Genomic DNA, 26,259 nt, shown 5'->3' with positions numbered 1-26,259 from the left:
GAGAGTAACTTGAGAAAATCTATGAAGAGAGACATCGATCAGCAGAAAATGGATCATGCCGGTCATACTGTGCATGAAGAATATGAAAAGTACGCCGGTACCAGCAGCCAGGGATGTGACGCTGTCGGCACCCGCACACATGAGTGCGCGGGTGATCGAGAATACTACCGCTCCCTGGCGCAGCAGCACTGGGACAGCCTCGGGAAGCCGATCGACAGCCTGGGCGTGCTCGAGCAGCATGTGACGAAGCTTTGCATGATCGAGCGGACGGCGCAGCCGCACATCACACGGCGGGCACTGGCGGTGCTCTGCGCGGACCACGGCTGCGTGCGCGGGGGTGTGACGCAGACGGACAGCTCGGTGACGCGCATCGTCGCTGAAAACTTCGCGCGCGGTCTGACCACGACGAGCGTGCTGGCGCAGCAGTTCGCAGTGGACCTCTTCCCGATCGACGTCGGCATGCTCAGCGCAGGTGACAGCAGATCGTCCGAAGTGCCGGCAGACGACGAAATCAGAGCCACCAGCTCATCACAGATTTCCGCTTCTTCCGGGCCAATGCCTACATCCGCGGCGCTCCGCACAGATCGCGTCAACGATCGCTGCCTCCAGCATGGAAGCGGTGATATCGCGATCGAGCCGGCGATGTCGGAGGAGGTGGGCGAGCGCGCGCTGGCGCTGGGCCGCCGCCTCGTCCGGGAGCTGAAAGCACAGGGCTACGACATCCTTCTGACCGGAGAGATGGGGATCGGCAATACGACGCCGACGAGTGCGCTGTTTTCGGCGTATCTCGGGCTTCCGGTGGAAGAGACGGTCGGTCGTGGCGCCGGCCTCAGTGACGAGGGCCTCGAGCGGAAACGCGACTGCGTCCGGCGGGCGCTTCGCCGGGTCAACCATAAAAATGCGAAGCAGCTTCTGTTCGAGCTGGGCGGTCTGGAGATCGCGACGATGGCCGGGATGTTTCTCGGAGCGGTCGAAGAGCAGATGCCGATCGTGATCGACGGCGCGATCTCGACGGCAGCGGCGCTCGCCGCGAGCCGGATTCTGGCGGAGTCAAACGCTTCGGATACCACCAACTCTGCAACTGTGGCCACAGTAAGTGCATCGAAGCCAGAACAGATGTCGGACCCAGAGGTAAAGCGAATTGCAGAAAGCGCGGCAGACGCGCTGCCAGACTTTGAAATCCATGCTTCCGTCGCCGACGTCACGCTGGCCTCGCATGTGTCGAAGGATGGCGCGGCGCGGAAGGCACTCGAGGCGCTCGGCCTGCGGGCCATCATCGACGCAGATATGTCCCTCGGCGAGGGCTCCGGCGCAGTACTTCTCCTGCCGCTGCTCGACGCCGCGCTGGCGGTCTACCGCGGCATGGGCAGCTTCGATGACATTCACGTCGAGGCGTACCAGCGATTTAAGTGAAAAACAGGAGCAACATGGGCAGACTTTACTACATCACCGGCGGGGCCGGTTCCGGAAAATCAGAATATGCGGAGCAGCTCGCGGAGCGCCTGCATACCGAGCTCGGCGGGCCGCTTTACTACGTCGCGACGATGAACCCCGCCCCGCGGGACGCTGACGCTGCCGCGCGCATCGCGAAGCACCAGAAGCGTCGCGCGGGCCGCGGCTACACGACGATCGAGTGCCCGACGGACATCGCGCAGCTCCGCGCGCAAGCCTTGAACAACGCCGTCTTCCTCCTCGAGGATCTCACGAATCTGTATGCCAATGAAGTCTACGGGACGTCGGGCCATCCGCACGAGATCGTGGCCCCGCTGCTCGAGCTGAGGCAGCAGGCCGGTGCGCTCATCATCGTTGCCAACGAGCTCTACAGCGACGGCATCGACTACGGGCCAGAGACCGACCGCTTTCTGCGCGATCTCGCCGACCTCGCCGCGGCGCTCAGCGCCGCCGCCGACCAGGTGACCGAAGTCGTTTACGGCATCCCGGTACAGCTGAAAGCCTGAGACAGCGGCGTACTGAAACACGACGGCGCTCTGCCGCGCCGCTTCCCAGGGCACGCTGACCGCCCCGTCACAAACCACACCGATACTCCGTCGCCCCACTGCGGGCGGCGCTCAGAAGGAGTTTTATGTTCGATTCACTGAAAATCGCCTTCGCGACCTACTCGCGCATCCCGACCCCGCCGGCCGACTGGAACGAGCACAGCATGAAATACGCGATGTGCTTCTTCCCGCTGGTCGGCGTCGTCCTCGCGCTCCTGAGCGGCCTCGCCTGGCTCGTCCTCACGCGCCTCGGGCTGCACGCCTTCTTCATCGCGAGCTGCCTCACCGCGCTCCCGATCGTGCTCACCGGCGGCATCCACCTCGATGGCTACTTCGACACCCAGGACGCGCTCCACAGCTACGCTCCCAAGGAGCGGAAGCTCGAGATTCTGAAGGACCCGCACATCGGTGCATTCGCTGCGATCTACGGCCTCCTTTACATCCTGAGCGTCCTCGCCTGCTGGACCGAGACCGCCACCATGACCACCGCGGCGCAGGCCCTCCCGTGCATCTGCTGGGGCTTCGTGCTGTCCCGCATCCTCTCCGGACTCAGCGTCGTGCGCTTCCCGAAGGCACGGAAGGACGGAATGGTCCGTGCGATGGCGGATGCAGCGGACCGTCACGTGGCCAGCATCCTTACCGCGGAGCTCATCGTCGCCGGCGGGCTTCTCTTCGTGCCGACCCTTCTCGGCGGCACCCCGCTCCTGTACCCATTCGTGACCCTCCTGATGGCCGGCCTCTGCTTCTGGTGGTACCGCCGCCGCATCCTTCCGATCTTCGGCGGTACGACCGGCGATCTCTGCGGCTACTTCCTGTGCAACTGCGAGCGCGCGATTCTGGCCGGTAACCTGCTGTGCCTGATTCTCAGCAGCGCGTTCACGCACTGATCGGGAGGTTGAACACCCCGCTGGCTCACGCGGTTTCGCAGCCGTCGAAGACGAGAGCGGGTATGTACACAGAGGACGAAGACATTGGCCGAAGAAAGGCCGGAATCGGAGGTAAGATGAAACTGATTATGATCATCGGCGGCATGGCGCAGGGCAAGCACGCCTTCGCCGCACAGTTCGCGCACGCCCGCTGCATCGACGGGCTCGCCGCGCAGATCCGCGACGCGGTACGGGCCGGGCGTGATCCCCTGGCGGAGGCCAATGCCTCTGTCCGCGACTTCGTCACGATGTGGGAGAGCACCTCTTCAGACGATCTCGCGAAAACGCAGGACCTCGTCCTCATCTATCCGGAGGTCGGCAGCGGCGTGGTCCCGCTGGACCCGGAGGAGCGCGCGTGGCGGGAAGCCGTGGGGCGTGTCGGGTGCCGCATCGCCGCCGAAGCTGACGAGGTGTATCGCGTGGTCGCCGGCATCGCGCAGAGGATCAAGTAGAGAAGCGGGAGTCGCCGGAAGAGAAGCGTATGGGTGCGACGAAACGACGGAGGGATTACGAAGAATTGCGTGATGTCAGCGCTGGATGCGATTGAAAGTGCTGGAAGCTGATTCGTATGTCGAACGCTGGGTGCGAGGGACCACATCTGTGTGGGATGAGTGGAAGAAAGGGATTATGAAATGAAACTGTGGCTGATCCGTCATGGTATGACGAAGGGAAATCAGGAGCACCGCTACGTCGGCGCGACCGACGAAGGCCTCCTGCCGGAGGAGAAAGAACGACTGCGGGCGAAGTCGGCGGATATGAATCTTCACCTGGCGATCGTCTTCGTGAGCCCCGCACGCCGCTGCAGAGAAACGGCAGCGTGCCTGTTTCCTGGCACCGCACCGGAGCTGATCGTGGTCCCGGAATTCATGGAGATGAACTTCGGCGTGTTCGAATACATGAGCTGGCAGGAAATCAACCAGGACCCGGACCCCGCGCACCGCGCCGCGTACCAGCGCTACATCGACTCTGGCGGCGAAACCGCCTTCCCCGGCGGTGAAAGCAAGGCCGAATTTACGAGACGCGTGTGTGACGGCTTCGAACGCGCCGTACTGCCGAGAATCCAGACGTTGATGAAGACAGCGGATGCATCCGTAGCCAGTGAAACAGAGGCGGGCATGGAGCGAGAGATTGTCTTTAAACTGCAGTACGATGGAAGTTCAGAAAACGTAAAAAAAGAACGACCAGAAGTCAGCGGCGAAAACATCGCCATCGTCGCCCACGGCGGCACGATCATGGCCCTGATGGAACGCTATGCCGAGCCGCACAAACCGTACTTCGAGTGGAGCGTAAAACCCGGGGAAGGTTACCGCCTCGACTTAACATGCCGATCTTAAGAATTTCGTAATGGGGTCAGACCCCATTAAATTTTTCTAAAGAGGATCTAAACAGAAGTTTATGGGGTCAGACCCCATAAAGTGGAATCAGTACCAAGCATACGGGATACATGCCAAAAAGTACGGGATAAATATGGATTCTCGTTGATGAATCGGGAGAAAAGCTGTATGATATAGATGTATTAATACGGGATACGACCCACTAAAAAGGAGGAAGACCATGAAGACGAATAAAGAAATCGCAATCGAGTGGGGAATTTCTGACCATGCAGTCAATGATCTGTGCCGAAGAGGGGAGATCCCAGGTGCTATTAAGGAAGGAAAATCATGGCGGATTCCGGATGATGCGGTGAAGCCGGCGGATGGAAGAGTGAGCTCCGGGAATTATATGAAACGAAAGAAAGCACCGGTACGAAAGGCGCTGCCGATCGGAATTTCAGATTATGTACGCGCGCAGGAAGAGTATTACTATGTCGATAAGACGATGCTGATCAAGGATTTTCTGGATCGAAAGCCGCTGGTGTCCCTGTTTACACGTCCGCGCAGATTCGGTAAAACGCTGAACATGGATATGCTCCGCGTCTTTTTCGAAATCTCTGATGAAGATACAAGCCGGTATTTCGTGGATAAGAAAATCTGGAAGTGCGGAGAGGCATATCGCAAATATCAGGGAAAATATCCGGTCATTTTTCTGACCTTTAAGGATGTCAAATTCGACACATGGGCAGCCACCGTGCGGAAGATCCAGCGCTTATTACAGGATGAGTATGGCAGGCATCAGGAGATATTGACCGACGACACGATCGCGGACTACGACAAGGAGTTCTTCCGCCAGATCTTAAGCGGAAACGCGGATGAGGTGGACCTCGCTGCCTCGCTGGAACAACTCTCAAAGATGCTGACTGCGCATTACCATCAGGCGCCGATTATCATCATCGATGAATATGATACGCCGATCCAAGAGGGATATTCGAAAAATTTCTATGAGGAAATCATCGGATTCATGCGGAATTTCTTTTCGGGTGCCTTCAAGGATAACCGAAATCTGTCCTATGGATTCCTGACTGGCATCCTGCGAATCGCGCAGGAAAGTATCTTCAGCGGTCTGAATAATCTGTCCGTAAACACGGTTCTGGACGCCGCTTACGACCAGTACTTCGGCTTTACCGTGGAAGAGGTACGCGAGATGCTACGTTATTACGGCGTCCTGGACAAAGAGCAGGAATTAAGAGCGTGGTACGATGGATACCTGTTCGGTACCAGAGATATCTATAATCCATGGTCTGTCGTTAACTATGTTGCCAATGGGTGCATGCCGCAGGCCTACTGGGCGAATACAGGCCGAAACGAAATCCTGGAGGACGTTCTGAATGCTGCGACCGATGATATCACAGAGAAGCTGTACCTTCTGTTGCAGGGGAAGCCTGCGATCGCCAGAATCGATCAAAATGTCATCTACAGATCCCTGACACAGCATCCGGAAAATGTCTACAGCCTGCTGTTGGTCGCCGGCTATTTAAAAGCCTCCAGCAGGAAACTGCAGGCTGACGGCTCATACCTGTGCGAAGTCCTGATCCCGAACAAAGAAATCGCTGCGGTATATGCCTCTGAGATATTATCGCATTTTCTGCATACTGGCGAGATCAATAAAACTACTGCAAACCGCATCGCAGAAAGCCTGTATGCAAATGACTGTGAAAAGCTGCAGCAGGCTATCTCAGATTATCTGCATCACTGCATCAGTTTTCATGATGCAGGTGCAGAAGGCTTTTATCATGGCCTGGTGCTCGGCCTGATCGCTTTAATGGATAATCAGTACAAAATAAAGTCAAACAGAGAATCCGGCAAGGGCCGATATGATATCTGCATGATTCCACGCAGCAAACAGTATCCTGGTATCATCATGGAAATGAAATGGAAAAAGGATCTGAGCAGTCAGTCTCTGGAATTACTGGCGAAAGAAGCCATGGCGCAGATCGAAACGAATCACTACGAAGAAGAACTGCAGGAAAATGGAGTCAGCCGAACGCTGAAGTTTGGCATTGCTTTTTCCGGAAAGGAACTTGATATCTGTATGAATTAAGCAGTACAGACCTTTAGGGATCTCTTCGTGTGATCAGACCCGTTAAATTCAGGAGTTCTATGATTACTTCTGCGGGTTCTGATATCCTCAGCAGCATCAGCTGATTACCGATTCAGTTGCCAATGCAGGCTGCCGTAACGAACAGATCGGAAGATGGGGTCAGACCCCATAAAGTGTCCACGCATAAAAAGAAGAGGAGTGCCCTGTGACACCCCTCCGTCTGTGCTTGAAACCGAACCTCCGCACGCAGTTCCCTGCAGGTTTTCTACGAGACAGCGTTTACAGAATGTAAACAGATATGGTTCTCAGACCTGAATATTTAGAAACATTTCACCTTCACAGATAAGAAGTAACCGATAACCGATAAGCATTTACGATAAACCTTAACCGAAGCCATGCACAAGCATGAATAGTAAAGTCTCGTACGGTATTTGATTGTCAATGTTTACGCCTGGGCGCAGTCACGGGGCTGCGCGGGTCGGCGGCGGACAGGGTTTGTCATTCGACGGATGGTTTAATGGGGCTGTCCCATAAAGTGACCTCATGAAGCAATTAATATTCCAGACTGTTCTGGTTCAGCAGGAAGTCATAGACACTCATAATCAGTACGCCGGACTCATTGTAATAAGGGGCAGGTGTGTCTTTGGTGATGATCAATCGCTTGAAGAAATCTCCTGTCAACATCAGAGATCGCTGTTCCTGCTCCATTTTAGCCTGATCAGGAATCGCATAAGCAGACTGGATATAATAGCGCTTAGAACCCTGGTTGCAGACAAAATCAATTTCCAGCTGTTTGCGGGTGCCGTTGCCTTTACCATTGGTTTCGTATTGCACGATCACACCTACATCCACATTGAAGCCCCTCATTTTCAGCTCATTGAAAATGATATTCTCCATGCTGTGCGTTTCTTCAATCTGACGGAAATTCAACCTGGCATTGCGAAGCCCCATATCCGTAAAATAATACTTTACCGGTGTATCAATATATTTCTTTCCCTTCACATCATATCGAATAGCGCTGTCAATCAGGAAGGAATCACAGAGATAATCAATATACCGCCTGAGTGTCGAAGTGCTGATCTTTTTTTTCTTAACCGTTTGAAATGTCGCAGACAGTTTTTCCGGATTGGTCAGAGAGCCGATCGCCGAGGACAGAATATTCAAAAGGTCCTCGAGTTCTGCCTTATTGCGAATATGATGCCTGCCAACGATATCTGAAATATAGGTTTCCTCAAAGAGAGATTTCAAAAACGCAATTTTCTGATCCGGGGTGGTAAACTCAAGCACCAGAGGAATACCGCCATAAAGCATATACTCATTCCACCCGTCCTGCTTCGTACCCTGATAGACGGACATGAATTCAGCAAAGCTTAAGGGATGCATATGCACTTCATCGCCGCGTCCCCGGAACTCCGTAATGACATCTTTTGAAAGAAAACGGGCATTACTTCCGGTCACATAAACATCCACATTTTTCATACGAATCAGGCTGTTGAGAATAGATTCAAACTCGCCAAGCAACTGTATCTCATCAAGCAGTACATAATACATCGCATCATCTTTGATCTGCTCTTTCAGATATGGGTACAGTACATCAGGATCGCGATACTTCCTGTTTTCGAAAGCATCAAAAGCGATCTCAATGATATGATCTTCAGCTACACCCTCTGACAGCAGATGCTCCTTAAAGAGCGTAAAAAGAAGATAAGACTTACCGCATCTGCGCATACCGGTAATAACTTTAATAAGACCGTTATGCTCCTTGCTGATGAGTGTATTCAGGTAGCGATCTCTTTTGATTTCCATATAGCATACCTCCTATCGAGGATTTTTGCGGTTTTACGCAAAAATCTTTAATAGCATCATACCCCGAGCAGGGCTGGCTTGCAAGCAGCATATGAAAGATTATTGCGGTTATACGCAAAAATCTTTCATAGCTTCATCGCAAGCCTGGTTTCTTTATGGCTTTAAACTACAGTGCCTCTTTGTAGTATTTTTCGAGCACATCTCCGTTCATACAGGTACGTCCCTCTCCTCCAGATACTCCTCGATATCCTGCACCACATAATCCGTACTCAGTGTATGGAGGATGTCATAGCTCGGGAGCAGATACCGGTCCAGACAGCCGCTCCGTTTCAATGCCTGATACACCCGTGAAGGCGCGACATTCCAGCGATTTGAGCAGGCATGCATCATGTAAACAGTGAAGGAAAAACTATTCTCATCCATCCTGACTCTCCTTAAAACAGCTTTTCTCCATCGCCACTTTTAACGGAGGGCTGGATTTAATGTCATTGCTTTCCATATTTTAACATGTCTCGACCAGGATTTGCGAGCCATGTACAATATTTTGCGTGATACCCCTGCTACGACATAATTATCAGAACGCGATTACGACCGTTTGATGCCTGAGCTCCGTGACTCCGCAATCATGCTTGGCTCTGCTTTGCGCCCATAGGCCAATGCTTCTGACCGCAGGCTCATCACGGAGCCGGCAGAGACCGGTGCGTGTTTCATGGAAGGAAGATGGCACGGACAATGGCACAGCCGACAAGTCACTATTATTGGCTTACTTAGCAAAGTGAATATGATATAATTTTAAAATATGTTTTATGGCCCGAATAATGGGCTATTAACACCGAAAGATGAAGCCAGAACGAGTGATTGAGTGGGTGACATGAAAGTTTTAGATAACATCACGAATACTGTCCGCGATGATCTGCGGGAGGAGATAAAACGAGGAAGCAGGATCTCTGTTGCGGCAGCCTGCTTCTCTATGTATGCATATCAGGAATTAAAGAAACAGCTGGAATCCGTAGAGGAATTCCGGTTTATTTTCACGTCACCAACTTTTGTTGAGGAAAAAGCTGAGAAGCAGAAGCGCGAGTTTTATATCCCGCGTCTTTCCAGAGAAACCAGCCTGTACGGTACAGAGTTTGAGATTAAGCTTCGCAACGAGATGACTCAGCGTGCGATTGCGAAGGAATGCGCAGACTGGATTCGCAGGAAAGCAAGATTTAAGTCGAACACGACGGGCGAAAACATGATGGGTTTTATGACTGTCGATGCGAAAGATGCACAGACAGCGTATGCGCCGATGGCCGGGTTCACCACGGTCGACCTCGGATGTGAGCGCGGTAACAATACCTACAATTTGGTTAACTGCATGGAGACTCCATTTTCCCAGAAGTATATGCAGCTGTTTGACCAGCTGTGGAATGACCGTGAAAAAATGCAGGATGTCACGGACGTGGTGATGGAAAACATCAGTACAGTTTATGCTGAAAATTCTCCAGAATTCATCTATTTCATGACCCTGTACCATGTCTTCAGTGAGTTCCTGGATGATATTTCTGAGGATGTGCTCCCGAACGAGGCGACTGGATTCAAGCAGAGCAAAATCTGGAGTATGCTCTATGATTTCCAGAGAGATGCCGTGCTTGCGATTATCAATAAGCTTGAAAAGTACAACGGCTGCATCCTCGCGGATAGCGTCGGTCTGGGTAAAACATTCACTGCACTGGCGGTCGTGAAGTACTACGAAAACCGGAATAAATCGGTTCTGGTTCTCTGTCCGAAGAAGCTGGCAGAGAACTGGAATACTTATAAGGATAACTACGTCAATAATCCCATCGCTGCGGATCGGCTGAATTATGATGTTCTGTTTCATACCGACCTGTCTCGTGATGGTGGCATGTCGAACGGTCTGGACCTGAGCCGCCTTAACTGGGGTAACTATGATCTCATCGTCATCGATGAGTCGCATAATTTCCGCAATGGCATCGGAACCCATAGCAACACGCAGGAGAACCGCTATCAGAAGCTGATGGAAAAGGTCATTCGTGCCGGTGTAAAGACAAAAGTTCTGATGCTTTCCGCAACGCCGGTCAACAATCGTTTCGTGGACTTGAAGAATCAGCTCGCCATAGCCTATGAGGGCAATGCTGAGAATCTGGATGAGCGGCTGAATACGACAAAAAGCCTCGAAGATATCTTCAAGCAGGCGCAGAAGGCGTTCAATGCCTGGAGTAAGCTGGAGCCGGAACAGCGCACCACGGACGCACTGCTTCGGACATTGGATTTTGATTTCTTCGAGCTGCTGGACAGTGTTACCATTGCACGGTCGCGTAAGCATATCGAGAAATATTATGACACGAAGGAAATCGGAAAATTTCCAGAACGATTGAAGCCGATCTCGCTGCGCCCATGCCTGACAGACCTGAATGATGCGATCAATTATAACGAGATTTACGACCAGCTGATGCAGCTGACGCTATGCGTGTATACGCCGTCGAACTATATCTTTCCAAGCAAGCTGCAGAAGTATAAAGATCTCACCCACAACAAGGGCGAGAACCTGACGCAGACGGGACGAGAGCGCGGTATTCAGCGCCTTATGAGCATCAATCTTCTGAAACGTCTGGAAAGCTCTGTCAACTCCTTCCAGCTGACGTTGACGCGCATCAAGGAGCTGATCGAGGGCACGATTGACGCCATCAACCGCTTCGAAAAATACGGTTCCGCAGACATATCCATGTATGAAGCAGCTCGAGATGACTGGGATATCGATGATGAAAACACAGAGTTCTTTACGGTCGGTAAGAAGGTAAAAATCGAGCTTGCCGATATGGACTGGAAGAGCTGGCGGAAGGAACTGCAGCAGGATGCCGATGTGCTGGAACTTCTGACACTGATGGTGGCCGATATTACGCCGGAGCATGACACGAAGCTGCAGGAGCTTCTGCGGCTGCTGGATGAGAAGATTACGAATCCCATCAATCCGAATAATAAAAAAGTGCTCATATTCTCTGCATTCTCAGATACGGCAGAGTATCTGTATGACCATGTGAGCAGATACATAAAAGATAAGTATGGACTGGATACGGCTGTCATTACCGGATCCATTGACGGACGCACAACGATCAAAGGATTTCAGGCAACGCTGAACAACGTGCTGACCTGTTTCTCGCCGATCTCCAAAGACCGCGATGTGCTGATGCCGAACAGTAGAAATGAGATCGACATCCTGATCGCTACCGACTGCATCTCAGAAGGTCAGAACTTACAGGACTGCGATTATCTCATCAACTACGATATCCACTGGAATCCAGTTCGCATCATCCAGCGCTTCGGTCGTATCGACCGTATCGGAAGCCGGAATAAGGTGATTCAGCTGGTGAACTTCTGGCCGGATCTTACGTTGGACGACTATATCAATCTGAAGTCTCGTGTGGAGACCCGTATGAAGATTACGGTTATGACCTCCACGGGCGACGATGACCTGATCAATCCGGAGGAGAAGGGTGACCTGGAATATCGTAAGGCACAGCTCAAGCGGCTCCAGGAAGAAGTCGTGGATATCGAAGATATGTCAGATGGTATCTCCATCATGGACCTGGGCTTAAACGAATTCCGCCTCGATCTGCTGGATTATATGAAGCGTAACGGCGATATGGATAAGAAACCGCGCGGACTCCATGCGGTCGTTCCGGCCACGGAAGAGCTACCGGAGGGTGTGATTTTCGTCCTGAAAAACATCAACGACAGCGTCAACGTAGACAACCGCAATCGAATCCATCCGTTTTATATGGTATATATCGGCACCGATGGAGAGATCATCTGTGACTATCTGAATCCGAAGAAGCTGCTGGATGATGTACGTCTACTCTGCCGTGGAAAAAACAGGCCGATATCGGAAGTATATGAGCGTTTCAATCGTGAAACCGACGATGGACGCAACATGGCGGATATGTCGGAGCTCTTGAGTGAAGCAATCAATTCCATCATCGATGTGAAAGAAGAAAGCGACATTGACAGCCTGTTTTCTGCAGGAGGCACCTCAGCCCTGATGAGTGCAGTGTCTCGACTGGATGATTTTGAACTGATCTGTTTTCTGGTTGTGAAATAATCTTATGTGAGGAGGTGTGCGTCGTGCTGGGGTTACCGAAGTCGACGGAGTTCAACAAGAGGATTCCGAAGCAGAAGTTTTACGAACATCTGTCTGTCACGCCGGCCATCAAAGCGGCATTCGCAGAGCAGATTAAAATCATTTACTGGCGAAATAAGCTGGCAGCGACCACACTGAATCTCTCACCCGGTGAGCTGGTCACAGAAATCGAGGTATTCGAGCTCAGGCTTACATCGCCTGCGCTCGATGAAAATGTCCTTCGTCTGATTGACCGGGAGATACCGTATCACATCCTGTTCCTGCTGGGATATGACGGGAAATATCAAGCTGCCATGGGATATAAAGAAACTGCCGGTTCCGGTAAGGCAGCCTTTAAGGTTGACCGATATTACCGTACAGAGTGGCTTACAGAGGAAGAACTGTCACTGCATCTGGAAGGACTGACGATCGATGCAGCTTGTGAAAACTTCATCCGGCAGATTGCAGGGGAACAGCTTGCCGGTGGTGAAAACACGACACTGAAAGAAAGCGTAGAGCAGCAGAAACAGCGAGAACAGATCGAGAAGCAGATTGCTGCGCTGGAACTAATGATGAAAAAGGAAAAGCAGCTAAATCGTAAGATGGAGCTGAAGGCGGAGATAAAACGATTGAAAACAAGGTTGGAGGTACTTTACAGATGAGCCATGAAGAAATCGTTAGAAAAACATTATCCAGTAGAAATGCTGCGGGTTTATTGAAAAGCCGTGAGAGCAATACGGTTGAATTCAAAGAGTCTTTCAATAAGAATAGCACTGCAAAATATGCAAAAACGATGGCTGCATTTTCTAATAATCGAGGGGGATATATTATCTTTGGAGTGAAAGATAATCCACGAACTATTGTGGGACTGAAGAGTGATAATTTTGAAAATATGAGTCAGGAACAGTTTTCTGACGCAATTAATTCTCTCTTTGCACCTGCTATGGACTGGGATTGTGGCACGTTCACGATGGATATCGCAGCGGCTAATGGCACAGGTACTGTTCAAAATATGAAAATCGGATGGATATACACTTCAGAGGCAGAATATAAGCCTGTTATTGCCCAAAAACCAAATGATGGCGAGAAAATCAACAGTGGTGATGTATATTACCGATATCGTGCGAGAAGCGAAAAAATTAAGTTTGCTGAAATGAGTCGCATCATGGATGAAAGAATTTCAAAAGAGCGAGAAGGTCTTCTGAAACTGTTTGAAATAATTCGTGATAATAAAACTGCTAATCTTGGGATTGTGAACTATTCTAACGGGAAAATAAGTACACCATATGGAGTTGACGTTTCATTTGACCGAAAATTAGTAACGCAAGTGTTGAAAAAAGCCAAATTCATAAAAGAAGGCAGTTTTAATGAAACTGATGGTATTCCTGTTATTAAGGTGACAGGTAATATTGATTTAGCTGAAGAGGTTCCTGTCCCAGAAGGAAACCCAGATGAGACGCATCCATATATACAGAAGGAACTTGCGGAAAAACTTGATATCAGCACTCAAGATCTCTACGCTTTAGTATGGTATTACAAAATGAAAGAAGCAAAAAAATACCATTTAGCGATTACAGTTTCAAAAAATGGTAAGACGCATAAATTCTCCAATTTTGCTTTGCAATTTCTCCGAGAGAAACTGAAAGAATTTGAAAGCAGTCCAACTGAATTGGAAGAAATTCGCCGTGCATATAAAAATCGAAAGAAAGTGGAGCGGGTAAACAATGGATAAAATGAGAATGGAATCAATTGATATGACCGTACAGAATATCGAAAAAATCGGGGCTTTATTCCCGAACTGCATTACTGAGACGAAGGATGCGAATGGTAAGCTGAAGAAGGCCATTAACTTTGACCTCCTGCGGCAGATGCTGTCTGGCGATGTAATTGAGGGTGATGAAGCCTTTGAATTTACCTGGGTAGGCAAAAAGGCGTCTATCGTGGAGGCGAACAAGCCGATCCGAAAGACGCTGCGCCCCTACAAAGAAGAGAGCGTCAACTGGGACAGCACAGAGAACCTCTACATCGAGGGTGACAATTTGGCAGTATTGAAGCTGTTGCAGGAAAGCTATCTTGGCAGGGTGAAGATGATCTATATAGATCCGCCTTATAACACAGGCCATGATTTCGTTTATCCAGATTCATTCGTAATGGATAACGAAGATTACAGTGAAGGAACAGGATATCGAGATGAAAATGGAAATATAAATTATTCACGTGAAAATAGCGTTACTTCTGGGAAATATCATTCAGATTGGTGTTCTATGATCTTCTCGAGATTATTATTAGCGAGAAATTTACTATCTGATGATGGACTCATTTTTATTAGTATCAATGAAATTGAACAAGCCAATTTGGAAGAAATTTGCAACGAAGTGTTTGGAAGTGAGAATCATATAACAACATTTGTTTGGAAAAATAAATATGGGCCAGGCGCTTTTACAAAAGGTGTGGCATCGTTACATGAGTTTATTCTTTGTTATGGAAAAAACTATCCTTCTAACGTGGAAGCAACTCTGTCTGACGAGGAAATGAGTAAATATAAGATGACTGACGATAAATTTGAAATTCGTGGAGGGTATATTACTCAACCTCTTGCAACAAGAAGTAAGGATGACAGGCCTAATTTAGTTTATCCTCTTATACATAATGGAAAGGAAATCTGGCCAAATAAGCAATGGATATGGGAGAAAAAACGGCTCTATGATGCATATGATCGCGGAGAAGTTGTTGTTAACGAAAAAAATGGGAACTATAGTGTTCGATTCAAACAATATTTGAAAGATGAACATGGTGTTGTGCGAAAGGGAAAGCCATTATCCTTACTGACATTTTGCTTCAATCAAGATGGAACAAAAGAAATGGAAGAGTTATTAGGAAGGGGCGTTTTCGACTTTCCTAAGCCAACTGAATTGATCAAATACTTTTTGTCATTAAGGATAAATGAAAAAGAGGATGAAGATTTTATTGTTTTAGATTTCTTCTCAGGATCGGCAAGTACTGCGGATGCACTTATGCAGCTAAATGCAGAAGATGGTGGCAAGCGTAAGTTTATCATGGTTCAGGTTGCTGAAAAATGTCCTCAAGGAAGTGTTGCTGATAAACAAGGATACCAGACTATTCCTGAAATCGGCAAAGAGCGCATCCGTCGCGCAGCCAAGAAGATTGCCGCGGAACATCCAGATGCAAAGTTTGATGGCGGCTTCCGCGTTTTAAAGCTGGATGACACCAACATGAAGGATGTGTATTACGCGCCTGCAGATTATCAACAGAATTTTCTTGATCAGCTGGAGAGCAACATTAAGGAAGATCGTACCGATCTTGACCTGTTGTTTGGCTGTCTTCTGGAGTGGGGCTTACCGCTGTCGTTGCCGTACCAGTCTGAAAATATAGATGGCTGTACCATACATAATTATAATGATGGCGACCTGATTGCCTGCTTTGACGAGAATATCCCTGACAGTGTGATTAAGGCGATTGCAAAGCGCCAGCCGCTGCGTGTTGTGTTCCGTGACAGCAGCTTTGCGGGCAGTCCGACAAAGATCAACGTGACACAGATTTTTAAAGAACTTGCGCCGGATACTTCGGTGAAGGTACTGTAATTGGGTTTGAGGTCAGAATAAGAGAGGAAAGTACTAATGGACAAAATGCGTATGGAATCCATCGATAGGACTGCACAGAATATAGAAAAAATCGGGGCTTTATTTCCGAATTGTATTACAGAGACGAAAGATGAGTATGGCAAGTCAAAGAAGGCTATTAACTTTGATTTACTGCGGCAGATGCTGTCCGGCGATGTGATTGGGGGGGCGAAGAAGCCTATGAATTTACCTGGGTAGGGAAGAAGGCGGCAATCTTGGAGGCCAACAAGCCGATTCGCAAGACCTTGCGTCCTTGCAAAGAAGAGAGTGTTAACTGGGGTAACACGGAGAACCTCTACATTGAGGGTGACAATCTAGAAGTGCTGAAGTTGTTGCAGGAGAGCTATCTTAGCAAGGTGAAGATGATTTATATAGATCCGCCGTATAATACGGGAAGTGATTTCATCTATCGGGACGATTTTAAGCAATCTGCTACAGATTATGACGAGGATAGTGGGGTGTACGATGAAGATGGTAATCGTATGTTTAGGAATACGGACACCAACGGGCGGTATCATTCCGACTGGTGTAGCATGATTTATTCACGACTGCTGCTGGCGAGAAATCTGCTGACGGATGATGGGGTTATCATTATCAGCATTGATGATAATGAACAGGAAAACCTAAAAAAGTGCTGTGACGAAGTGTTTGGGGCGCGTAATTTTATAGCACAAATTGTATGGGAAAAAGTACATACACGAAAAAAACTCTGCAATCAATTTTTCGTCATCTCACGAGTATATTCTCTGTTATGCAAAGGTTAGGCGCAATTATAGCAGTGATACAGTTGGGTTCAAAAGAAATCTGCTTCCCCGTGATAATACCGATGCATATTCAAATCCAGATAATGATCCCAAAGGCCCGTGGAAAACGGACCCAATTACTGCACACAACTATTATGCAGCAGATTATACGATAACAAAACCAAATGGTGTTGTTATTAAAAGACCGCAAGATAGATATTGGGCGTACAGCGAAAGCACTATAAAAAGAATGATAGCCGAAAATGCTATTGTTTGGGGCGAGGGCAATAGTACGCCGCTGGCTAAACGTTATTTATGTGATGTTCAAGAAGGGCTTGTTCCAGTAACGCTTTTTTCGCGAGAATTTGCAGGAGATTCATCACTAGCAAAGAAACAAATTGACAGCTTATTTGAGGAATGCAAAGGAGTGTTCGATTACACAAAGCCTGTCAAGTTGATAACGAGATTGCTGCAGATAGGCTCTAATCCAGAAGATATTATTCTCGACTTCTTTTCTGGCTCAGCTACTACTGCTCACGCCGTCATGCAGCTCAATGCCGAGGACGGCGGGCACAGAAAGTTCATCATGGTGCAGATTCCAGAAAAGTGCGCCGAAGCAAGCGAAGCCTACAAAGCAGGTTACTCCAACATCTGCGAAATCGGCAAAGAGCGTATCCGCCGTGCAGCCAAGAAGATTACTGAGGAACATCCGGATGCAAAGTTTGATGGAGGTTTCCGCGTTCTCAAGCTTGACGGCACTAACATGAAGGATGTGTACTATGCGCCGGTGGATTACCAGCAGAATTTTCTTGATCAGTTGGAGAGCAACATCAAGGAAGATCGTACCGATCTTGACCTGTTGTTTGGATGCCTTTTGGAGTGGGGCTTACCGCTGTCGTTGCCGTACCAGTCAGAAAGTATCGATGGCTGCATGGTGCATAACTACAATGACGGCGACCTGATTGCCTGCTTTGACGAGGATATCCCTGATAGCGTAATTAAGGCGATTGCTAAGCGCCAGCCGCTGCGTGCTGTGTTCCGTGACAGCAGTTTTGTGGGCAGTCCGGCCAAAATTAATGTAACACAGATTTTTAAAGAACTTGCACCGGATACTTCTGTGAAGGTGTTGTAAGGAGAAAAAGACGATGAGATTACGATTTAAGCATCAAAAATTTCAGGCGGATGCCGCGAAGGCAGTGGTGGATGTTTTCGCCGGGCAGCCGTATCTGACGCCTTCTTACATGATGGATAGAGGAAATGGATATTACCAGCAGACATTGACCGATGAAGAGGATTTCACCGGCTGGAGCAACCATAAGATCGTGCCAGAGCTTTCCGATCGAATCATTCTGGAAAACCTGCAAAAGGTGCAGCGGACAAATCAGCTCAAGCCGTCGGAGAAGCTGGAAGGGCACTTCAATCTAACCATTGAGATGGAGACCGGTGTTGGTAAGACCTATACCTACATAAAAACTATGTATGAGCTGAATAAGCATTATGGCTGGAGTAAGTTTATCGTGGTCGTGCCAAGCATCGCCATCCGTGAGGGCGTATATAAATCCTTTCAGGTAACGCAGGAGCACTTCGCGGAGGAATATGGTAAGAAGGTACGCTTCTTCATCTACAATTCTGCCCAGCTTACCGAAATTGATCGCTTTGCGTCGGACAATTCCATCAATGTTATGATTATCAATGTGCAGGCATTCAATAAGTCTGTTGATGCGAATGAAAAGTTGGAAAGTGGAAAAAGAGCGGACAAAAATGCAACCATAATATTTAGAAAACTGGACAGTTTCCGTTCCCGCCGTCCTATCGACATTATCGCAAAGACGAACCCGATTTTGATTATCGATGAGCCACAGTCGGTCGAAGGACCTGCGGCTAAGAAAAATCTAAAACTGTTTTGCCCGCTGCTGACCCTTCGTTATTCCGCTACCCATAAGAGCGACAGCATTTACAACATGGTTTACCGTCTGGATGCGATGGAGGCGTATAACAAGCGACTGGTAAAGAAGATTGCTGTAAAGGGCATCGAGGAATCCGGCAGTACGGCAACAGAAAGCTATGTTTATTTGGAAGGTATAAACCTTTCAAAGGCTGCGCCTACGGCGACGATTCAGTTTGATTTTAAGGGCGCAAGTGGTATTCGCAAGATCACCCGTACCGTTTCGGAAGGTTACAATCTATACGATAACTCCGGCGATATGGAAGAGTATAAACAGGGCTTTGTGGTATCCCGCATCGACGGACGCGATGATTCCGTTGAATTTCTGAACGGCATCAAAATCTATGCCGGTGATGTGATCGGTAAGGTCAGCGAAGACCAGTTACGACGCATTCAGATCAGAGAGACGATTTTGTCTCATATTCAGAGAGAACGCGAGCTTTTCTATAAGGGCATCAAGGTGCTGTCCCTGTTCTTCATCGATGAAGTGGCAAAATATCGCGTTTATGATGAAGCCGGACAGGCGACAGATGGTATCTATGCACAGATGTTCGTAGAGGAGTATAACGATATCGTCGGGCATTTGCAGATCGGTATCGGCGAAGATGACTACATAAAGTATCTCCAGGCGATCCCAGCGGAGAAGACGCACGCCGGATATTTCTCTATCGACAAAAAGGGCAAGATGATTGACTCTAAGGTGGGCCGAAAGGAAACTACGACGGATGATGTCGATGCCTATGAGCTGATTATGAAGAACAAGGAGCTGCTGCTGGACCGTGATCCGAAGCGTTCTCCGGTTCGTTTTATTTTTTCTCATTCTGCGCTGAGAGAGGGCTGGGATAACCCGAATGTATTCCAGATCTGCACCTTGAAGCAGAGCAACAGTGAGGTGCGTAAGCGGCAGGAAGTCGGGCGTGGCCTGCGCCTCTGCGTGAATCAGGACGGTGAGCGTATGGACGCCAACGTGCTGGGCGAAGACGTTCAGAATGTCAATGTGCTGACCGTTATCGCCAGCGAAAGCTATGACAGCTTCGCGAAGGGACTGCAGACGGAAATCGCCGAAGCCGTGGCGGATCGACCTCGTGCGGTTTCAGAAGATCTGTTTGCTGGTAAGGTGATCAAGGATGATAAGGGCAATGAACAGGTGGTTGATCAGGATACAGCACGAGCGATTTATTTTGATCTGATCGTGAACGGTTATATCGACAGGAAAGGTATTCTCACCGATAAATATTATGCCGACAAGGCCAATCATGAGATCAAGGTCGCCGAGGAGGTGGCGGACTCAGCGGCTTCTATCATTGAAATCATCGACACCATCTATGACGGCAGATCCATGGTGCCTGAAAATGCCCGGAGCAATAACGTGGAGCTGCATGTGGATGAGAATAAGCTTGCAATGCCTGAATTTAAGGCACTGTGGGCGAAGATCAATTCCAAGTCTACCTACGTGGTTGACTTTGATACCGAGGAGCTGATCCGCAAGGCCATTCAGTCGCTTGACTGCAAACTCAGAGTATCGAAAATTGTCTTCAAAGTGGAAACCGGAACCATGGAGACGATCAAATCAAAGGAAGCGCTGGCATCCGGAACTTCCTTTGTAAAAGAGAAGTCTGCAAGCTATGGTAGCACCAAAACGGTCAGTACAAATGTGAAATATGATCTGATCGGAAAGCTTGTGGAGGAAACTGGACTTACCCGCAAGGCGGTCATTCAGATTCTGAAGGGCATTCAACCGAGTGTATTCAATCAGTTTAAGGATAATCCGGAAGAATTTATCATGAAAGCAGCGGCTCTTATCAATGATGAAAAGGCTACGGCGATTATTGAGCACATTACCTATGATGTGATGGATGATCACTATGGCACGGATGTTTTCACGGATCCGACCATCAAGGGCCGTCTCGGTGTGAATGCCATGAAGGCAAAGAAGCATCTGTACGACCATATCGTATACGACTCCAGCAATGAGCAGAAATTTGCTACGGAACTGGACACGAATACAAATGTTGCGGTCTATGTGAAGCTTCCGGACGGGTTCTACATTTCAACACCTGTAGGGCATTATAATCCTGACTGGGCGATCGCGTTCTATGAGGGAACAGTCAAGCATATCTATTTTGTGGCCGAAACGAAGGGCTCGATGAATTCGATGCAGTTGCGCTTGATCGAAGAGTCCAAGATTCATTGTGCCAGAGAGCATTTCAAGGCAATCAGCAATGGTGAAGTGGTTTATGATGTGGTAGACAGCTATCAGAGCCTGCTGGAGCTGGTTACAAGATGAGTCCGGTTAAGATTTATCTGAGCTATAGGAGATGAATATCCGAAACACCGTTTCGGATATTCAATAAAAAGGAACTGTCGGTTAAAGTATGCGGAGAAGACTGTGCCGAAATAGCATTGACTCTTAATGTTTTAGAAATCAAATTGGGTGAGTATATGATTTTTATTACCGGGGATATCCATGGAGATCCCGACCGATTTTCAGTAGAAGAATTTCCTGTGCAGAACGAAATGACACGAGAGGATTATGTGATCATCTGTGGAGATTTCGGAATGCTCTGGTCGCTGAAAGAAAACAAAGAGGAAAACGATCTGCTTGACGGGCTGAATGATAAGAACTTTACAACCTTATTCATTGATGGAAACCACGAGAATTTCGACCGTTTAAATGCACTGCCGGTCCGTTCCTGGCATGGGGGAAATGTACACCTCGTAAGAGATCATGTCATCCACCTGATGCGGGGAGAGATTTTCGATCTGAACGGAACTGCAGTGTTCGCTTTCGGTGGTGCGCGATCACATGATATCGCCGGGCTCGCAAGCGAAGAGGAGTTAGAGAAGGATTACACTGCCGGAATTCTACAGAAGGATGATCCGCACCTTTATGGAAAGTTGAAAATGGTCAGGAATTAATACTCATCTGCGAGAATCGAAAACCAGGACTGGTGGCGGGCAGAGATGCCGACGCAGGCCGAAATGGATGCCGGACTTGAGAATCTTAAGAAACATAACATGCAGGTGGATTTTATCGTATCGCACGATGGACCGATTTCGGATCTCGTCCTGCTGGGAGGCGGAATCACCGCAGATCCTTTAAATAAATATTTTGAAGAGCTCAGACAGACGGTGACGTATCGGGGATGGTTCTTCGGACACCATCATGAGGATCGAAGAATAAACGACAGGGAAACGGCGATATATTATTCGATCCTGCAGGTGGAGTGACGAAAGAAAAAACAAGTGAAAAAAGTACGCAGAGAGCCTGCAGTTGCAGGCTCTCTGATATTGGTCAATTCCCGGTTCGTGCGTTCAGGCTTTCAAACAGTACGAGGTAGCAGGCCATGTCTCCGATGCGCTTTCGGAGTCGGGATTCTTCTCGTTCTCGTATCTGAGATGGATTTATACCCGGATATGGTATAATAGGCGACATAAAGTAAAAAAGGAAGCAGACTTTTGCAAGTGAAGTATGAGAAAGTACTGCCGGTTAAAGAGCATTTGAAGTGCCTGATAAAGGAGGGCTTACGCATGATGACAGATGAAAAAATCAAAAATGCCAGTGAGCTGGAATTCGCTGTATTTTGCATTGAAAATGTAGCGGCGAAGCTGGGTGTGAATGCAGAGCGTGTTTATAAGGCATTTACTGAACAGAGTGATATTTTGAACGGTTACATCGTGCCGGAATATGAAGTACTGCATACGCAGAGCCGTGAATACATCGTTGACGACCTCCTGGATGTGATGAAAGAAAGGGGCGTGACAGTATGATAATCTATCATGGTTCTTTTGTGGAAATTAAAAAACCGGATTTAGTTCATTCTCGCCTTAATGTAGACTTCGGGTGTGGATTCTATGCCACGCCTCTGTATGAACAGGCGGCGAAGTGGTGTAGCAAGTTCAAGCGTCGTGGTAAAGACGGCATTATCTCTCGATATGAGTACGATGAAAAACGGGAAGTCGAACTGAAAACGTTGAAGTTCGATTCTTATTCCGAAGAATGGCTGGATTTTATCCTGAACTGCCGTAGCGGAAAAGATTTGACAGATTATGATCTTGTTGTAGGTGGTGTTGCCAATGATAAGGTATTTAATACTGTGGAGCTGTTCTTTGACGGATTGATTGATAAGACGGAAGCAATCAACCGCCTGCGGTATGAAAAACCGAACCTGCAAATCTGTTTCCGCACAGATAAGGCACTGTCGCTGCTGCATTTTGAAGGGAGTGAAAAACTATGACAGCAAATTCAATTTTGCTTCAGAAAAAATATAGTCGTGTCATTGAGTGCTTTGCCAAACAGCAGGGGCTTTCGCTGGATGCGGGGTTGGATTTCTTTTATCATTCCCAGGTTTATCAGCTGATTCATGACGGCGTTTCAGATATGCATTGCATGAGCGACGCATATCTGGCAGAGGAACTGGGACAGGAATATGCGGAGAAGACTATGTGATCATCTGTGGGACATTTGAGTCAAGCCTGGGGAAGTAACTTGCCGGTAATTTGCTTTTGTGTTTGATCTTTCGAAAGGCGCTTAAAAAGAAGCACGTTTTCATGCGCTTTTTCGAAAGATCAGTAGAGCAGGAAGTGCCTGATTTAACTTGCTGGTAACTTGCTTCATGACCAGAACTGCTTTCATAAGTTGATTCCATCGCAGATGGTCAAAATGAGGGGAGACTGCTCGCGCAGACTCCCCTGTGTGGTCAATTCCCGGTTCGTGCGTTCAGCCCTTCGAACAATACGAGGTAGCAGGCCATATCTCCGATGAGTTTCCGGTAGTCTGGGTTCCGATTGAGGTCGCCGAGCTCGTCACGCCAGCTGGTGTCGTGGCCGAGTTTTCCGAGGTTGCGGGCCAGGATGTCGAATTCCCGGATGACGGCATTATGGATTTCGGAACGCCTGCTGTCGATCGCTCCTTTTTCTTCCGTTGTCATCATCTGCCATTCCGCCCGTATGGCAGCGTATTCGATTGAGCGTGAAAGAAGATCGTGGTATAAATCGGTCATATCTTCATCGTTTTCGATTTGTTTTTTGATCGTGGCGAAAATGCGCGCCGCATCTTCAAATGGAAGCGCGAAAACACGCTCCAGGTAGGTGTCATATGTCTGCATTGGATGAAGCCTCCTTCGGAATAGGGTTTATCGATTCAGTATGAGATAAGTATACACCTTTATAACGCCACTGGATTAGACGGCTGGTATATTCAGAATCTCTCCAGAAGCTCATTGAGGCGAATTGGGGAAACAGTGTTTACCCAATTTGAGAAAACCGCCGGTAAAGTGCCGGGAAAGCGCCGATAAAGTGCCGGATATAGTAAAAATAGTGCCGGATACTATAAGTGAAATGCCGGATAGTTCTAAAGACGTTATGCATGGAGGGGGATGACATGAACGAGGTTTTAAAGCTACCGATCGGAATCGAGAACTTTGAAGAAATCCGTACGAAAGCTTATTACTACATTGATAAGACCAGATTCATAGAGCAGCTTCTGAATGATTCCGGGGAAGTGCGTATTTTCACGCGTCCGCGGAGGTTCGGTAAGACGCTGAACATGAGTATGCTGCGGTACTTCTTTGAGATCGGGACGGATGCATCCCTTTTCGATGGGCTGTATATCGCGGGGAAGCAGGCGCTGGTTTCGGCGCATCTCGGGAAGTATCCGGTGATCTTTTTGTCCCTGAAAAATGTGGAGGGACTCAGTTTTGAGAGCGCGAGATATCAGCTGGTAGAGCTGATTGCGAAGGAGGCGCGGAGACACCGTGCGCTGGAGAGCAGTCCGCAGCTCGATGAGGATGATCAGAAGATTTATGCAGCATTGACACAGGTGCAGGACGGTATGTATGTCATGGCGGAGGATGTGCTGTATGGCTCGCTGCAGGCGCTTTCGGAGCTGCTGTATAAACATTACCAGCAGAAAGTGCTCATCTTGATCGATGAGTACGATGTGCCGCTTGATAAGGCATTCCAGCATGGCTACTATCGGGAGATGGTGGCGCTCATGCGTACGCTGTTTGGAAAAGCATTGAAAACGAATGACGCGCTGGAGTTCGCGGTGCTGACGGGCTGTCTTCGTGTTTCGAAGGAGAGCATTTTCACCGGACTGAATAATTTTAAGATTCTGTCGATTACGGATACGCGTTTCGATGAGCAGTTCGGGTTTACGGATGCGGAAGTGCGGAAGCTGCTCACGGATTATCATCTGGAATCGAAGTATGCGGAGACGAAGGAGTGGTACGACGGCTATCGCTTCGGTAACGTGGATGTGTACTGTCCGTGGGATGTGATCAACCATGTGGACCGCGTCCTGGATGACATCGATGCGCGCCCGGAGGCATACTGGATCAATACCAGTGGCAATGATCTCGTAAAACGTTTCGTTGCGAAGGCGAATAAAACCACGCGGGACGAGATCGAGCGTCTGATCGCCGGAGAGGCCATCGAGAAGCAGCTGTGTCTGGATCTGACCTATGATGAGATCGATCGCAGTATAGAGAATCTGTGGAGCGTGCTCTTTACGACCGGGTATCTGACGCAGGCGGGCAGGACGGAAGCGGGAAACTATAAACTCGTGATTCCGAATCATGAGATTCGTGAGGTGTTCCGTTTTCAGATTCAGGAGTGGTTTAAAAATGCGGTATTCAGTAACACAGAGCAGCTGACGGCATTCTGGAAAGCCATCGAGGGCGGCGACACGAGCGAGATGGAAGCTTATCTGAATCGTTTGCTGAGTAATTCCATCAGTGTGTTTGACTCGAAGGCGGTGGATGGCGAGAAGGAAAGTGCGTACCACAATCTGCTGGTGGGGATACTTGCCGGGAATGCGGACTGGCTGGTGAAGTCAAATCGTGAGGCGGGTGATGGTTTCGCGGATATCATCGTGGAGACAGAAAATCCGGATGCCGGCATCATCATGGAGCTGAAATATGTGAAGGATTTCAGCGCGATGGAGCAGGCGTGTCAACGCGCACTTGCGCAGATCCGGGACCGTCGTTATCAGGAGTATCTGCTGAATGATGGGCGAAGCGATATCACACTTTACGGGATCGCGTTCTGCAGGAAGCGGTGCCGCGTAGTGGCGGAGTCTGCATAAGGCAGACTCCGGAACGATATCCAGCAGAGCTATGCTCTGCTCCCGAAGGGCTAAACTCGAGCCTTCTAAGCTCGAGTTTAGGGCGGTGGCAGAGACATTGGCCCACGATCTTTCAACCAGAAGTTTAGTGCATTTTCTGTGAATCTGACTTATAATGGTAAACTGATTTAAAAAGGGCAGTGAGTGGAGGAGTCTGCAAAAGGCAGATTTCAGATCGATTACGGAGGTGAAGTGATGGAACCTATCTATTTGTCGATTGAACCTGAGAAGACCGGAAAGAAGATCAAGAAGCTGCTCGATGCGAGTGGGTATACCGTGCGGGATGTGCAGCGCCTGATGGGCTTTAATAATCCGCAGGCGATCTACAAGTGGCTTTCGGGAAAGTCGCTGCCGAGCATCGATAACTTCGTGATTTTAAGCAGACTGTTGCATACCAGCATTGATAACCTCCGTAAGCGCTCAGTGTTAGCTGAGCGCGCTAACTTACTACCGTGAGATCTTTGGGTTTCCATCCTTGTCTTCGATAGTTGCCTTCGTGTCTATTGCGCAGAGTTTCTTCATCTTATCTGACCATGGC

The 26,259-nt window shown here is 48.8% G+C and carries 24 protein-coding genes; 21 read left to right on the top strand and 3 right to left on the bottom strand.

Annotated features, from left to right (window positions below):
- The first annotated feature begins 9 nt into the window (after window positions 1–9).
- The 6 genes from ACTNC3_RS04395 to ACTNC3_RS04370 all read left to right on the top strand — a co-directional run bounded on the left by ACTNC3_RS04395 (window position 10) and on the right by ACTNC3_RS04370 (window position 6,340).
- Complete coding sequence (locus ACTNC3_RS04395) at window positions 10–1,413, top strand: nicotinate-nucleotide--dimethylbenzimidazole phosphoribosyltransferase (RefSeq protein ID WP_441226599.1); 1,404 nt, start codon at window positions 10–12, stop codon at window positions 1,411–1,413.
- Window positions 1,410–1,958: a bifunctional adenosylcobinamide kinase/adenosylcobinamide-phosphate guanylyltransferase gene (locus ACTNC3_RS04390; RefSeq protein WP_441226598.1), complete on the top strand. Its 549-nt coding sequence runs from the start codon at window positions 1,410–1,412 to the stop codon at window positions 1,956–1,958. The genes ACTNC3_RS04395 and ACTNC3_RS04390 overlap by 4 nt, the downstream gene beginning before the upstream one ends.
- Window positions 1,959–2,083: 125 nt before the next feature.
- Window positions 2,084–2,884 (top strand): adenosylcobinamide-GDP ribazoletransferase, encoded by an 801-nt coding sequence (locus ACTNC3_RS04385; RefSeq protein ID WP_441226597.1) that lies wholly within the window; start codon window positions 2,084–2,086, stop codon window positions 2,882–2,884.
- Between the two features lie 116 nt (window positions 2,885–3,000).
- On the top strand, window positions 3,001–3,375 hold the full coding sequence (locus tag ACTNC3_RS04380; protein ID WP_441226596.1) for a bifunctional adenosylcobinamide kinase/adenosylcobinamide-phosphate guanylyltransferase: 375 nt from the start codon (window positions 3,001–3,003) through the stop codon (window positions 3,373–3,375).
- A gap of 180 nt (window positions 3,376–3,555) precedes the next feature.
- A complete protein-coding gene (locus tag ACTNC3_RS04375) occupies window positions 3,556–4,257 on the top strand; it encodes a histidine phosphatase family protein (protein ID WP_441226595.1) in 702 nt (233 codons plus the stop codon).
- Between the two features lie 220 nt (window positions 4,258–4,477).
- Window positions 4,478–6,340: an AAA family ATPase gene (locus tag ACTNC3_RS04370; protein ID WP_441226594.1), complete on the top strand. Its 1,863-nt coding sequence runs from the start codon at window positions 4,478–4,480 to the stop codon at window positions 6,338–6,340.
- A gap of 552 nt (window positions 6,341–6,892) precedes the next feature.
- Here the strand turns inward: ACTNC3_RS04370 and ACTNC3_RS04365 are convergent.
- A complete protein-coding gene (locus ACTNC3_RS04365; protein WP_410043502.1) occupies window positions 6,893–8,146 on the bottom strand; it encodes an ATP-binding protein in 1,254 nt (417 codons plus the stop codon).
- Window positions 8,147–8,353: 207 nt separating this feature from the next.
- A complete protein-coding gene (locus tag ACTNC3_RS04360; RefSeq protein ID WP_441226593.1) occupies window positions 8,354–8,569 on the bottom strand; it encodes a DUF3791 domain-containing protein in 216 nt (71 codons plus the stop codon).
- Window positions 8,570–9,017: 448 nt separating this feature from the next.
- Between ACTNC3_RS04360 and ACTNC3_RS04355 the strand changes: the two genes are divergently transcribed.
- From ACTNC3_RS04355 to ACTNC3_RS04295, 13 genes are all read left to right on the top strand, one after another.
- The gene (locus ACTNC3_RS04355; RefSeq protein ID WP_441226592.1) at window positions 9,018–12,248 is read left to right on the top strand and encodes a helicase-related protein; all 3,231 of its coding nucleotides are present in this window, start codon (window positions 9,018–9,020) and stop codon (window positions 12,246–12,248) included.
- Between the two features lie 23 nt (window positions 12,249–12,271).
- On the top strand, window positions 12,272–12,928 hold the full coding sequence (locus ACTNC3_RS04350) for a DUF4391 domain-containing protein (protein ID WP_441226591.1): 657 nt from the start codon (window positions 12,272–12,274) through the stop codon (window positions 12,926–12,928).
- On the top strand, window positions 12,925–13,998 hold the full coding sequence (locus ACTNC3_RS04345; RefSeq protein ID WP_441226590.1) for an ATP-binding protein: 1,074 nt from the start codon (window positions 12,925–12,927) through the stop codon (window positions 13,996–13,998). Before ACTNC3_RS04350 ends, ACTNC3_RS04345 begins: the two co-directional genes overlap by 4 nt.
- A gap of 7 nt (window positions 13,999–14,005) precedes the next feature.
- Window positions 14,006–15,868 (top strand): site-specific DNA-methyltransferase, encoded by a 1,863-nt coding sequence (locus ACTNC3_RS04340; protein WP_441226589.1) that lies wholly within the window; start codon window positions 14,006–14,008, stop codon window positions 15,866–15,868.
- A gap of 51 nt (window positions 15,869–15,919) precedes the next feature.
- Window positions 15,920–16,105, top strand: a complete 186-nt coding sequence (locus ACTNC3_RS04335; protein ID WP_441226588.1) for a hypothetical protein — start codon at window positions 15,920–15,922, stop codon at window positions 16,103–16,105.
- A gap of 17 nt (window positions 16,106–16,122) precedes the next feature.
- Window positions 16,123–16,671, top strand: a complete 549-nt coding sequence (locus ACTNC3_RS04330) for a site-specific DNA-methyltransferase (protein ID WP_441226587.1) — start codon at window positions 16,123–16,125, stop codon at window positions 16,669–16,671.
- Window positions 16,583–17,782 carry a site-specific DNA-methyltransferase gene (locus ACTNC3_RS04325; RefSeq protein ID WP_441226586.1) on the top strand — a complete coding sequence of 400 codons (1,200 nt, stop codon included), beginning with the start codon at window positions 16,583–16,585 and terminating at the stop codon, window positions 17,780–17,782. Before ACTNC3_RS04330 ends, ACTNC3_RS04325 begins: the two co-directional genes overlap by 89 nt.
- Before the next feature lie 13 nt (window positions 17,783–17,795).
- Window positions 17,796–20,882 carry a type III restriction-modification system endonuclease gene (locus tag ACTNC3_RS04320; protein WP_441226585.1) on the top strand — a complete coding sequence of 1,029 codons (3,087 nt, stop codon included), beginning with the start codon at window positions 17,796–17,798 and terminating at the stop codon, window positions 20,880–20,882.
- Window positions 20,883–21,037: 155 nt separating this feature from the next.
- A complete protein-coding gene (locus tag ACTNC3_RS04315; RefSeq protein ID WP_441226584.1) occupies window positions 21,038–21,514 on the top strand; it encodes a metallophosphoesterase family protein in 477 nt (158 codons plus the stop codon).
- A gap of 99 nt (window positions 21,515–21,613) precedes the next feature.
- Window positions 21,614–21,826, top strand: a complete 213-nt coding sequence (locus tag ACTNC3_RS04310) for a hypothetical protein (RefSeq protein ID WP_441226583.1) — start codon at window positions 21,614–21,616, stop codon at window positions 21,824–21,826.
- 300 nt (window positions 21,827–22,126) lie between these two features.
- Window positions 22,127–22,366: a DUF3791 domain-containing protein gene (locus ACTNC3_RS04305; protein ID WP_410043508.1), complete on the top strand. Its 240-nt coding sequence runs from the start codon at window positions 22,127–22,129 to the stop codon at window positions 22,364–22,366.
- Window positions 22,363–22,833 carry a DUF3990 domain-containing protein gene (locus tag ACTNC3_RS04300; RefSeq protein ID WP_410043509.1) on the top strand — a complete coding sequence of 157 codons (471 nt, stop codon included), beginning with the start codon at window positions 22,363–22,365 and terminating at the stop codon, window positions 22,831–22,833. Before ACTNC3_RS04305 ends, ACTNC3_RS04300 begins: the two co-directional genes overlap by 4 nt.
- Entirely contained in the window at window positions 22,830–23,045 is a 216-nt protein-coding gene (locus tag ACTNC3_RS04295; protein ID WP_410043510.1) for a DUF3791 domain-containing protein, read from the top strand. The genes ACTNC3_RS04300 and ACTNC3_RS04295 overlap by 4 nt, the downstream gene beginning before the upstream one ends.
- 250 nt (window positions 23,046–23,295) lie before the next feature.
- Here the strand turns inward: ACTNC3_RS04295 and ACTNC3_RS04290 are convergent, their stop codons facing one another.
- A complete protein-coding gene (locus ACTNC3_RS04290) occupies window positions 23,296–23,703 on the bottom strand; it encodes a hypothetical protein (protein WP_441226582.1) in 408 nt (135 codons plus the stop codon).
- 275 nt (window positions 23,704–23,978) lie between these two features.
- Here ACTNC3_RS04290 and ACTNC3_RS04285 point away from each other — a divergent pair, with 275 nt between their 5' ends.
- Together ACTNC3_RS04285 and ACTNC3_RS04280 are read left to right on the top strand one after the other, a co-directional pair.
- Window positions 23,979–25,682 (top strand): AAA family ATPase, encoded by a 1,704-nt coding sequence (locus tag ACTNC3_RS04285; RefSeq protein ID WP_441226581.1) that lies wholly within the window; start codon window positions 23,979–23,981, stop codon window positions 25,680–25,682.
- 234 nt (window positions 25,683–25,916) lie between these two features.
- Window positions 25,917–26,177: a helix-turn-helix domain-containing protein gene (locus ACTNC3_RS04280; protein ID WP_441226580.1), complete on the top strand. Its 261-nt coding sequence runs from the start codon at window positions 25,917–25,919 to the stop codon at window positions 26,175–26,177.
- The last annotated feature ends 82 nt before the right edge of the window (window positions 26,178–26,259 follow it).

This window comes from Oribacterium sp. HCP3S3_B9 (genome assembly GCF_052064255.1).
Lineage (GTDB): Bacteria > Bacillota > Clostridia > Lachnospirales > Lachnospiraceae > Oribacterium.
The sequence above is the reverse complement of the archived record's forward strand: the minus strand, read 5'-3'. Positions and strand labels throughout refer to the sequence as shown.